Here is an 11,899-nt window from a genome sequence, read left to right as displayed (position 1 = left end):
TAAAAAACCTTCAGTTTAGGCTGAAGGTTTTTTATAATTAGTTTAAGTGAAAAAATTATTTTTTCACACGCATTATTGGTGTTTTACCTGCTTCAACAGAACCAGAAAGTTTAGTTAATTCTACGACTGTTTCCATATTAGAAATAACTACTGGTGTTAACACTGATTTAGCTTTACTTTCAAGTAATGGCAGATCGATTTCAATGATTGTATCACCTACTTTTACTTGTTGACCTTCTTCGGCAATTCGCTTAAAGCCTTCACCTTTTAGCTCTACTGTGTCAATTCCAAAGTGAACAAAAAGCTCAATTCCTTCATCTGACTCAATTGCAAAAGCGTGATTGGTTTCGAAGATTTTGCCAATTTTACCATTTAAAGGCGCAACAATTTTATTACCAGAAGGTTTAATTGCAACACCATCACCAACGATTTTTTCAGCAAAAACCACATCTGGTACATCTTCGATTTTGACTATTTCGCCACTTAAAGGTGCAATAATCTCGATGCTATTTTTATTATCATCGGATACTAATTGCTTGATTTTATCGAATAGACCCATCATTGTCTCCTAACAAATTTGCTTTTCAGCGGTATAATTTTCAATTAAGTCAATAATTTCTTTGGCTGTTGCTTTTTGTAATACTGTATCAGCAAACTTCTTCGCCTCTTCAAAATTAGTATTGCGAATCAATTTTTTAATTTTTGGAATTGATACTGCACTCATACTAAATTCATCAAGACCCATACCTAATAATAAAATTGTTGCGCGTTCATCGCCAGCAAGCTCACCACACATACCAGTCCATTTACCTTCTTTATGCGATGCATCAATAACATTTTTAATCAATGTTAATACAGAAGGTGATAATGGGTTGTAAAGATGAGAAATCAATTCATTACCACGGTCAACAGCAAGTGTATATTGAGTTAAATCATTAGTTCCGATACTAAAAAAATCTACTTCTTTGGCTAAGTGATGTGCAATCACTGCTGCTGCTGGGGTTTCAATCATTACACCAATTTCGATATTTTTATCAAATGCTTTGCCTTCAGTCGTTAATTGTTCTTTAAGAATATTGATTTCAGATTTTAATATGCGAATTTCTTCTACTGAAATAATCATTGGGAACATAATACGTAATTTACCAAATGCAGATGCACGTAAGATTGCACGTAATTGGGCATGCAATACTTCTTTACGATCTAAACAAATGCGAATTGCACGCCAGCCTAAAAATGGATTTTCCTCTTTTGGTAAATGCATATAAGGTACATCTTTATCACCACCAATATCCATTGTGCGTACAATTACTGATAAACCATGAGTTGATTCAGCCACTTCTTTGTAAGCTTTAAATTGTTCTTCTTCATCAGGATAAGCATCGCGATCCATAAATAAGAATTCGGTACGGTATAAGCCGACACCTTCATAACCGTTGCGTTCTGCACCAGCAATATCACGCACAGTACCTATATTGCCACAAATTTCGACTTGGTGCCCATCAAGCGTTACAGCTGGTAAGTCTTTTAATTTTGCGAGTTCTTCTTTATCGCTAATAAATTTTGCTTGAACTTGTTTTAATTTTTCTTGGGTGGTGTGATCTGGATTGATATAGATAGCATTATTAATTGCATCTAAAATAACAAAATCACCTTGTTTTATTTCTTGGGTTGCATTAGATGTACCTACAATGGCTGGAATTTCTAATGAACGAGCCATAATTGATGTATGTGATGTTCGTCCTCCAGCATCAGTAATAAAGCCTAATACCATGTCTAAATTTAACTGAGCGGTTTCAGATGGTGTTAAATCTGTTGCGACTAAAATACATGGTTGACTAATAGCACTTAAATCAACAATTTCAATACCTAAAATATTTTTAAGTAAGCGTTTACCGATGTCGCGAATATCGGCTGCACGTTCTTTTAAATATTCATCATCTAAATTTTCGAGTTCTTTAGCTTGAGTTTCAAAAACGGATTGAACTGCGGCATCAGCGGTAGAATGTTTAGTTTGAATACGTGAAATAACTTCTTGTTCAAGATCTTCATCTTCAAGAAGCATGATATGACCTTCAAATATTGCTGCTTTATCTTCACCTAATGTAGATTTTGCTCGCTCCATGATTGCATGTAATTGCTCACTTGATTTTTCTCGAGCTTCTTTGAAGCGTTCAATTTCAGCGTCAATTTTGTTATCAAGAATTTGTCTATTACTAATAACAATAGGCTCTTCTTTTAATAATAGCGCTTTTGCAAAAGCGATACCGGGGGAAACAAGTATACCTGATACCATAAATTTAATCCTTATTCAATTTTAAAACTGTTCATAGCTAATTTGGAGTTATTATTCTAATTCTGGAATTAGTTTTACAAGATGTTGTACTGCTTCTTTTTCATCTTCGCCTTCAGCTGAAATAGTAATCGTTGTTCCTTGTGTTAAACCTAAAGTTTGTAATTTAAATAAACTTTTGGCACTTGCACTTTTACCATTTGAAGTAACGGTAATTTCAGCATTAAAATTTTTGGCTTCTTTGACAAATTGCGCCGCAGGACGGGTATGAAGACCATTTGATGCCGTAATTGTTACATCTTGTTTATACATATTATTTTTGCTCCTAAAAATATTTTCTTTTCAGCAACCAATATAAATAAAAACTGCATGAAAGGCTAGTAAGATTTCATAGATCTTTGACATTCATTAAATATTATTAGCCATAATTTATAGAGATAGCTAGATTTTATCAGTATCGGTAAATTCGAGTGATTTTATCACTACATTTTCTAAATTCTACCTGCCCATGAATACCATGTTTGATATTCTCAAAAACGATTTCTTCACTACCATCAAGTTGTGAGGTTCTAATTTCTTTACGACAGAATGTTTCAAATCGTTGCAGTTCTTGCTCACCATTACCTAATTTATAAGTTTTAGGTAAATTTTGACTGGTTACATAAGTGTTTATCTTATCTTGCACATTAAGGATAATCACGCCATTATTTGAAACTAATGAACCACAAGCGGTTAATGATATAGCTAAAACTGCATAAAAAGATAGTAGTAGAGGCAATTTCACGATTAATCTTAATAACTTCAAAATAATTCCTTTATAAAGCTCAGTAACCTGTTTATTATTTATAGCAAGCTTAGAATTATATACTAAATTTGTGAAAAGTGCAGAAATGCATTTTTTGTGATATGACAACATCAAGGTGACATAATGGCGGAAACTATTAATTATGACGAACTTAATCGTCAATTAGTCCAATATAAAGTAGGGATTACAGCAGCTGAGTTGCATGGTTTTATCGTAGGTATTTTAGCCGGAGGTAACCATGATGAGAGTTGGCGTCCTTTAGTTGAAGATATGTTAAATAATGGTCAAACTGTTGTTGCACCTCTGAATGAGCAAATTACTAAACTTTATCAGTTAACTAAGCAACAACTCTTAGATGAAGATTTTGAATTTCAATTGTTTCTTAGTGACAAAGATTTGTATGCACAAATTGATGATTTAGTTGGTTGGGTAAATCATTTTTTACTTGGTATAGGGCTAGTACAACCCAAAATTAATCGAATTAAAGGTGATGTGGGTGAAGCTATTTATGATTTACGTCAAATTGTTAATTTGGGCTATGATGAGCAAGAAAATCAACAAGAACTTGAGTTTGCGTTTGAAGAAATTAAAGAATATGTACGTATAACATCAATGTTATGTTTTGACGAATTCAATGAAACCGAAATAACACCAACAATTCATTAAGATTAACTAGTAACTAATCTTAATTAAGGTCGTCATAATGATGAAAACAGATATTAAAACAGAAATTATTTTGCGTCGTGAAAAGTTGCTTGCGCAGATGGTGCCCAATAGTGTTGCTCTTTTTTTCGCTGCTCCTGAAGTAACACGAAGTAACGATACTCATTATCCATATCGACAAAATAGTGATTTTTGGTATTTTACCCATTTTGCTGAGCCAGAGTCAGTGTTGGCTGTGATTAAACAACAAGATAATAGTGCGCGGTATGTATTATTCAATCGAAAAAAGGATCCTTTGGCAGAGACATGGACGGGATATCGTTTAGGGCAGCAAGCTGCATTGACATCAATTTTCGTTGATGAAGCTTATCTTTTTGATGAAATTGATACCATATTGCCCGATTTATTAAATGGTAAAACTGCAATTTATCATGCTGATCAACTTTATCAATATGCCGATAAAATTGTTAATCAAGTACAGGCGACTTTAAGACAAGGGGGTAGATTAAATTTAGTGGCACCAAGCTCTATCATTGATTGGCGACCGATAGTGCATGAGATGCGGATGTTTAAGTCGGATTTTGAGATGCAACTATTACGTAAGGCATGTAAAATTAGTGCAGTGGCACATGTTAGAGCAATGCAAAAATGTGCGCCTTCAATGTATGAATATCAATTAGAAGCTGAAATTTTACACGAATTTGCTTGGCATGGTGCACGCTTTCCATCTTATAACACCATTGTTGGTGGTGGCAATAATGGTTGTATTTTGCATTATGAAAATAATAGTGGGCAGTTGAAAGATGGAGATTTGGTTTTGATTGATGCGGGGTGTGAATATCAATACTACGCAGGAGATATTACTCGAACATTTCCAATTAATGGCAAATTTAACCAAGCACAACGTGAGATTTATGATATCGTTTTGGCTTCTCAATATCAGGCAATTCATCTTCTCAAACCTGGTACATCCATTAAAGACGTTAATGACCAAGTCGTACGAACGATGGTGATAGGTTTAGTTAAGTTAGGCATTATGCAAGGTGATGTAGACAGTCTAATTGCTAATAAAGCCTATTTTGAGTTTTATATGCATGGTTTAGGGCATTGGCTTGGCATTGATGTGCATGATGTTGGTAGTGGACGAGATCGAATTTTAGAACCAGGAATGGTGTTAACTGTCGAACCAGGATTGTATATTAATAAAGATGCTGATGTACCAGAGCGCTATAAAGGTATTGGCATTCGTATTGAGGATAATATTTTAATTACCGAATCTGGTAATGAAGTTTTGACCGCGGATGTTCCCAAAGAGCCTGAACAAATTGAAAAATTGATGGTCAATCAGTTGTAGAGTATAGATAACTATTGCCATAACTTTCGAGATATAGGTTATGGCTTTGTTGTTGTCACTTAAAACGATTATGCGAATAATTAGCCCAAACTAATGGATTTATCTCGATTAAAGATAATTTTTATTTTCTGATCTTTCGCTGCAATAGGTTGATACTTCCACATTTTCATTGCACTAATTACTGATCGATTAAAGATATTATTGGGTTTTGCTTCTATAATCCGAATATTTTCAATACGTCCATTACTGTTTATATCAAACAGTGCTATCACATAACCTTCTAACCGCATATCAAGTGCTCGGCGAGGATACTCGGGTTGATTGCGACTAATCGGTGAAGGATTATCTGAGTATCGACGACTATCAGATATTTGTGGGGCAACAGAAGTATTAGAGATATTTTCAGCAATGACTTCTTGCCTTACTTGTTGACGTGATGCTTTTTGCACAGGACGGTGCTTTTTCTTAGGTTTATCTTTTTGTTTTACAACAATATCTTTTTCAGTTGTTACTGCAGGTTTGTCAGGTATTGTTTCTTCAATAGGTTCAGGTTCAACAATTGGTGTCTCTTCAATTGGTTTGTTATCAATAATTTCACTGTCTTGAGCACCTTGAATATCAGGTGTATTTTCAACTAATGATTGTTCTGGTGCAGCAAGAGAAAAATCAATCATGATGGCTTTAATTGAATTATCGCCTTCATCTGCAACGATGTCTTTTACAAATAGCGTAGAACAAAACAATAAAGTAAGTATACATAAATGTGACATCACAGCAATAAATGCATATAAATAAACACCTCTTTCCTTTTTCTTAGCAATGGATTGAGGGATCCTTTCATCACTGATATCTATATCAAAGTTAATCTTCATACTAATAAACATTTCTAACTTAAGATGAGTATTTTAAATGAAAATGCTTATCATTTGTAGTTTTTTTTAAAATATGATCTGCAACTCTTGTTGCACAAAAATATTTATCAGATAATAGCAAGATTAATATCTATTATTTCTAGCGGTTAAACTGATGAATAATCCATCAATGAATCAAATACTCGATCTGGTAAAAGATGATTTAGTTAAAGTGAACCAAGCTATACAAGCTGAACTAAATTCAGATGTGGCTTTGATTAATCAGTTGGGCAATTATATTATTAGCAGTGGAGGAAAGCGTATTCGTCCTGTTATTGCTTTATTAATTGCTAAAGCACTTAATTATCAAGGTGACAAACATATTATTACGGCCGCTTTTATTGAATTTATTCATACCGCCACCTTATTGCATGATGATGTAGTAGACGAGTCTGATTTAAGGCGTGGTAAATCGACCGCGAATGCTTTATTTGGTAATGCTGCTAGTGTATTAGTTGGTGATTACATTTATACACGTTCTTTTCAAATGATGGTGCGTACAGAATCGTTTAAGGTTTTGACTATCATGTCGGCAGCAACTAATGTTATTGCTGAAGGGGAAGTACAGCAATTAATTAATTGTAATGATCCTGATATTACCAAAGAACAATATTTAGAAGTTATTTATCGCAAAACAGCACGTTTATTTGAGGCAACTTCGCATTCTGCTGCGGTGTTAGCTGGTGCAAATGAACAGCAAGAGTTTGCCTTACAAGAGTACGGTAAATATTTAGGTACTGCCTTTCAAATTATTGATGACCTATTGGATTACAGTGCCGGTAATAATAAAAAATTAGGAAAAAATTTAGGAGATGACCTTAATGAAGGCAAGCCAACCTTACCGCTCCTACATGCCATGCATCACACTAAAAATGCTGAGGATGCTGCATTAATTCGTCGAGCTATAGAACAAGGCAATGGTCGACATTTATTAAATCGCATTTTACATATTATGGATGAATGTGGTTCACTTGAATTTACCTTGCAAACTGCTCGGGCGGAAGCTCGTAAAGCATCGGATGTTATTGCTATTTTACCTGACTCACCTTATAAACAAGCATTACAAGATCTAGCCTTATTGTCAGTAAAAAGAGAAAATTAATTAATCGGTAAATGTTAAGTAAGTTATTTAAGCATCTATTTTATACTCAAACGTATCGTTTATCTCAAACATTTTGGCATTAATTAAATAGACAATAAGTTCAATATATTAAAGTAAGGTATTTTTATGTTTAAAAGATCTTGGCCGGTTTTTTTGATTTTTGTTTCGATGATCTCCATTCAAGGCAGTGCTTCAATCGCCAAATATCTTTTTCCGGTGTTAGGGCCTGAAGGTATGACCGCTTGGCGATTGTGTTTTTCGGCAATAATTTTAATTATCATTTTTAAACCTTGGCGAAAACCAATACCTAAGCAGGCATTAAAATTTATATTTCTATACGGTATTTCAATTGGTTTTATGAATTTAGCTTTTTATAGCGCTATTGCTAGAATTCCTTTAGGTATTGCTGTGGCTATCGAATTGACTGGACCAATAATGGTAGCTATGTGTTCATCACGTAAATTGTTTGATTTTATTTGGTTAGGTATTGCTGTGATCGGGTTAGCTATGTTACTGCCTATTCATCAAGCGTCAGGGAATTTAGATCCTGTAGGTATTTTGTTTGCTTTATTAGCAGGCAGTTGTTGGGCATGTTACATTTTATTTGGGCGTAAAGCTGGTGCTATTTATGGATCTTCAAGTGTCGCTATTGGATCGGTAATTGCTTCGTGCTTTTTATTTCCTATTGGTGTATGGCAAAGTGGTAGTGCTATGTTCTCGTTAGATCTGCTCCCTTTGGTGTTTGTTGTCTCTTTATTGGCCTCAGCTATTCCTTATGGATTAGATATGATTGCCCTACCAAAATTACCTGCGCAAACATTTAGCACTTTAATGAGCTTATCTCCTGTTTTTGCTGCTCTTTCTGGTTTAATTGTGTTGCACGAAAAATTATCAAGCTATCAGTGGTTAGCAATCGTATTTATTATTGTTTCATCAATAGGTACTGTGCTCACCATGAATCGCCCAACAAAGATTGAATCAGTTAAATCAAGTAATTAAAAAAATTATCGCGCTGTTGAAAGCGCGATTTTTTTGATAGTCTAATGTTCAATTAGGACGATTTTAAAAGGAAGAAATTAAGCGTAGATTTAACGTGGAGGGAATCCCATTCCGCCGCCCATTAAACCTTTCATCTGGCGCATCATCTTCATCATGCCACCACCTTTCATTTTCTTCATCATTTTTTGCATATCGTCAAATTGTTTTAAGAGTTTATTCACATCTTGTACTTGGGTTCCTGAGCCCATTGCAATTCGGCGCTTACGTGAACCTTTAATGATTTCTGGATTTGCACGCTCTTTGAGTGTCATTGAGCCAATAATTGCTTCCATTTTGATAGTGATTTTATCATCCATTTGTGCTTTGATATGATCAGGGAGTTGACCTACGCCAGGTAATTTTGCCAGCATTGCACCCATACCCCCCATATTGCGCATCTGTTTAAGCTGATCTTGAAAATCATTAAAATCGAATTTATCGCCTTTTTTCAATTTTTTGGCGATTTTTTCTGCTTTCTCGCGATCGACATTACTTTGTAATTCTTCAATTAACGAAATAACATCACCCATCCCCAAAATACGAGAAGCAATGCGATCTGGATAGAATGGTTCTAAAGCATCAGTTTTTTCACCCATCCCTAAAAATTTAATTGGTTTACCAGTAATATTGCGAATAGAAAGCGCAGCACCACCACGAGCATCCCCATCAACTTTAGTTAAAATCACACCAGTAAGTGGTAATGCATCATTGAATGCTTTTGCGGTATTGGCTGCATCTTGCCCAGTCATGGCATCTACAACAAACAGGGTTTCAATTGGGTTTATTGCTTGATGAAGAGACTTGATTTCGTCCATCATATCGTTATCGACATGTAAACGACCTGCAGTATCGACAATAAGTACATCAAAAAATTGTAGTTTAGCGTGTGAAATGGCTTTATTTACAATATTAACTGGTTTTTCATTAATATCAGATGGAAAAAACTCGACATCAATGGCTTTAGCTAGTGTTTCTAACTGCTTAATTGCTGCTGGTCGATAGACGTCGGCTGATACAACCAGTACTTTTTTCTTCTGTTTTTCTTTTAAGAATTTGGCCAGTTTTGCAACACTGGTGGTTTTACCTGCACCTTGTAAACCCGCCATTAAGATTACTGCTGGTGGCTGAGTTGCTAAATTGAGTGAACTGTTAACTTCTCCCATTGCAGCCGTCAATTCGGCTTGAACTATTTTAATAAACTCTTGGCCTGGCGTTAGGCTTTTATTGACATCTAAACCTACAGCTTTTTCTTTAACTTGATTAATAAATTCACGAACAACAGGTAGCGCAACATCGGCTTCAAGTAGAGCCATTCGGACATCGCGCAGTGCTTCTTTAATATTATCTTCAGACAGTCGCCCACGACCACTGATATTGCGAAATGTCTGTGATAAACGGTCGGTTAAATTCTCAAACATGTTAACTCTCAATAAATAAAAAAATTTTGATTATCATATCAGAAAATTTTAAGAAGTCCCATGATCATCATTGTGTATTGACTTGACACCAAATTATCTTCCTGTTCAAATGAAGATAGATAAACAAAGGTATATTACTTATAAAAGGTAATGAAGAGATAGAATAAATACAAAAGGAGAAAAATTGAATATGGCAAAAGTGATTCAGACAGAAAAAGCCCCAGCAGCAATCGGACCATATGTTCAGGCAGTCGATTTAGGCAATATGCTATTTGCATCAGGGCAGATTCCTTTAGTCCCTGAAACGGGTGAAATGCCAGCTTGCGTTAAAGAACAAGCAAAACAAAGTTTAGCTAATGTTAAAGCAATAATCACATCGGCAGGTTATCAAGTGAGTAATATCGTTAAAACAACTATTTTTTTAGCTGATATGAATGATTTTGCTGCTGTTAATGCGGTTTATGAAGCATTTTTTATCGAAAATAATGCCGGATTCCCTGCACGTTCTTGTGTACAAGTTGCTCGTATACCTAAAGATGCAAAAGTTGAAATTGAAGTCATTGCTGCTAAATAATTTTAACTAGTTTGATTAGCACTAAAAAGTGCTAATCTTTGTTAAAAAGTTTCAGGTAAACCCTACGGTTTAGTATAAAATTGAACTTAAATTGAATAATTTTTCATTTAATATATCGTTGATTATTCTTATCAAAAATGATTGAAATTCCTAGTGAAAATTCAATTAAATTATTTACAGTTGAACTTGTATTTAGTGATTGATTGCCAATTGAGTTGATGCAATAATCTACAGTTATGAGTTATTGTGTCAATTAGGTTGTAATATGTTTGAAAAAGTAGAATCCTATGCAGGGGATCCAATTTTATCTTTAGTTGCTGAATTTAATAATGATCATCGTGAAAGTAAAACTAATTTAAGCATTGGTTATTATTATGATGAAAATAGTGTTGTCCCTCAATTGGAGTGTATAAAAATTGCTCGTGATTATATTTATCATAATCAACAAGATGCACAACTTTATTTACCAATGAGCGGTTTACCCTCTTATTGCCAAGCAATTCAGTCATTGCTATTTGGTGAAGAACATTCAGCCTATAAAGATAAACGTATTGCAACTATACAAACATTAGGCGGATCAGGTGCACTAAAAATCGGTGCTGATTTTTTATATCGTTATTTTCCTAATTCACAAGTCTGGGTCAGTGATCCAACATGGGAAAATCATATTGCTATTTTTGGTGGCGCAGGTTTTAAAGTTAATACCTATCCCTATTTTGATTCACAAACATGTGGAGTTAAATTTGACGCAATGCTTGAAACATTGGAACAATTGCCTGCCAAAAGTATTGTATTACTGCATCCTTGTTGTCATAACCCAACGGGTGCAGATTTAACACAATCACAGTGGGATAAAGTAATTGCTGTATTACAAACACGTGATCTCATTCCATTTATGGATATTGCTTATCAAGGATTTGGTGAAAGTATTGAAAGTGACAGTTATGCAATTAAAAAAGCAGCTGAAATGGGGCTTTGTGGTTTTATAAGCAACTCTTTTTCCAAAACATTTTCACTTTATGGGGAACGTGTTGGTGGGTTATCTGTGTTGTGTGAAAATGATGAAGCAGCTCGTCGTGTATTAGGTCAACTTCAGGCAACGGTTCGTCGAAACTATTCTAGCCCAGCAGCTTATGGTGCCCAATTGGTCAGTTATGTTTTAAATAATCCTGAATTGAGAGCCAGTTGGATTAAAGAAGTTGAATCAATGCGAAATCGTATTGTATCGATGCGTTCTACTTTAGTTAATTTGTTGAAAACACAAGCACCAGATCATAATTTTACTTATTTAGTTAAGCAGCGTGGTATGTTTAGTTATACTGGTTTTAGTAAACGACAAGTCACACAATTAAAAGATAATTTTGCTGTTTATTTGGTGGGCAGTGGAAGAATGTGTGTGGCAGGCTTAAATCACCATAATATTCATCGTGTGGCGGAAGCATTTGCTACATTAAAATAATCAAGTCACAAAAAGGAGAATATTCATGTTACGTAAGATGTTAATTCTAGTATTCGGTATTGCAATGACAACTCTCATTGTTGGATGTAATACAGTTAATGGTGTAGGCAAAGATGTTCAATCTGGTGGTAAAGCTATTTCGAAAACAGCTGAAAATGTTAGCGATAAATTATAATAAGAATGATTGATATATTTATAAATATTAATTATTTATAAGTTATAAAAAGTAAAATGCGACATATTATAGCTGTCATATTTTTTTACTTACTGGGTGTGGTTCGT

General features: G+C 34.5%; 13 protein-coding genes. 7 read left to right on the top strand and 6 right to left on the bottom strand.

All coding sequences use genetic code 11. The annotated features are described in order from the left end of the window. Positions 1–55: 55 nt before the first annotated feature. The 4 genes from crr to A9G17_RS05815 all read right to left on the bottom strand — a co-directional run bounded on the left by crr (position 56) and on the right by A9G17_RS05815 (position 3,098). Entirely contained in the window at positions 56–559 is a 504-nt protein-coding gene (crr, locus tag A9G17_RS05830; protein ID WP_025316547.1) for a PTS glucose transporter subunit IIA, read from the bottom strand. Positions 560–568: 9 nt separating this feature from the next. Further along, on the bottom strand, positions 569–2,296 hold the full coding sequence (gene ptsI / locus A9G17_RS05825) for a phosphoenolpyruvate-protein phosphotransferase PtsI (protein ID WP_065737899.1): 1,728 nt from the start codon (positions 2,294–2,296) through the stop codon (positions 569–571). 51 nt (positions 2,297–2,347) lie between these two features. Continuing rightward, on the bottom strand, positions 2,348–2,605 hold the full coding sequence (gene ptsH / locus A9G17_RS05820) for a phosphocarrier protein Hpr (protein WP_025316545.1): 258 nt from the start codon (positions 2,603–2,605) through the stop codon (positions 2,348–2,350). A 139-nt stretch (positions 2,606–2,744) separates the two neighbouring features. Next, positions 2,745–3,098 (bottom strand): hypothetical protein, encoded by a 354-nt coding sequence (locus A9G17_RS05815; protein WP_065737898.1) that lies wholly within the window; start codon positions 3,096–3,098, stop codon positions 2,745–2,747. A gap of 123 nt (positions 3,099–3,221) precedes the next feature. Between A9G17_RS05815 and A9G17_RS05810 the strand changes: the two genes are divergently transcribed. Together A9G17_RS05810 and pepP are read left to right on the top strand one after the other, a co-directional pair. Then, on the top strand, positions 3,222–3,764 hold the full coding sequence (locus A9G17_RS05810; RefSeq protein ID WP_065737897.1) for a UPF0149 family protein: 543 nt from the start codon (positions 3,222–3,224) through the stop codon (positions 3,762–3,764). Positions 3,765–3,804: 40 nt separating this feature from the next. After that, positions 3,805–5,115: a Xaa-Pro aminopeptidase gene (gene pepP, locus A9G17_RS05805; RefSeq protein ID WP_065739103.1), complete on the top strand. Its 1,311-nt coding sequence runs from the start codon at positions 3,805–3,807 to the stop codon at positions 5,113–5,115. A gap of 80 nt (positions 5,116–5,195) precedes the next feature. Here the strand turns inward: pepP and A9G17_RS05800 are convergent, their stop codons facing one another. After that, a complete protein-coding gene (locus A9G17_RS05800) occupies positions 5,196–5,987 on the bottom strand; it encodes a TonB family protein (RefSeq protein WP_065737896.1) in 792 nt (263 codons plus the stop codon). 154 nt (positions 5,988–6,141) lie between these two features. On the opposite strand from A9G17_RS05800, the gene ispB reads away from it, so the two are divergent. Further along, positions 6,142–7,128: an octaprenyl diphosphate synthase gene (gene ispB, locus A9G17_RS05795; protein ID WP_065737895.1), complete on the top strand. Its 987-nt coding sequence runs from the start codon at positions 6,142–6,144 to the stop codon at positions 7,126–7,128. 126 nt (positions 7,129–7,254) lie between these two features. After that, the gene (locus tag A9G17_RS05790; RefSeq protein ID WP_065737894.1) at positions 7,255–8,127 is read left to right on the top strand and encodes an EamA family transporter; all 873 of its coding nucleotides are present in this window, start codon (positions 7,255–7,257) and stop codon (positions 8,125–8,127) included. Between the two features lie 89 nt (positions 8,128–8,216). On the opposite strand, the gene ffh is transcribed toward A9G17_RS05790, so the two are convergent. Next, positions 8,217–9,584, bottom strand: a complete 1,368-nt coding sequence (ffh, locus tag A9G17_RS05785; protein WP_065737893.1) for a signal recognition particle protein — start codon at positions 9,582–9,584, stop codon at positions 8,217–8,219. A 190-nt stretch (positions 9,585–9,774) separates the two neighbouring features. Between ffh and A9G17_RS05780 the strand changes: the two genes are divergently transcribed. The 3 genes from A9G17_RS05780 to A9G17_RS12850 all read left to right on the top strand — a co-directional run bounded on the left by A9G17_RS05780 (position 9,775) and on the right by A9G17_RS12850 (position 11,792). Then, a complete protein-coding gene (locus A9G17_RS05780; protein ID WP_065737892.1) occupies positions 9,775–10,158 on the top strand; it encodes a RidA family protein in 384 nt (127 codons plus the stop codon). A 265-nt stretch (positions 10,159–10,423) separates the two neighbouring features. Continuing rightward, on the top strand, positions 10,424–11,617 hold the full coding sequence (locus tag A9G17_RS05775) for an amino acid aminotransferase (protein ID WP_065737891.1): 1,194 nt from the start codon (positions 10,424–10,426) through the stop codon (positions 11,615–11,617). 25 nt (positions 11,618–11,642) lie between these two features. Beyond that, a complete protein-coding gene (locus A9G17_RS12850) occupies positions 11,643–11,792 on the top strand; it encodes an entericidin A/B family lipoprotein (RefSeq protein ID WP_081301693.1) in 150 nt (49 codons plus the stop codon). Positions 11,793–11,899 lie beyond the last annotated feature (107 nt).

This window comes from Gilliamella sp. wkB7, from assembly GCF_001693435.1.
Taxonomy (GTDB): domain Bacteria; phylum Pseudomonadota; class Gammaproteobacteria; order Enterobacterales; family Orbaceae; genus Gilliamella; species Gilliamella apicola_N.
Note: the sequence above shows the minus strand (reverse complement) of the source record. Positions and strands in the feature narration are given on the sequence as shown.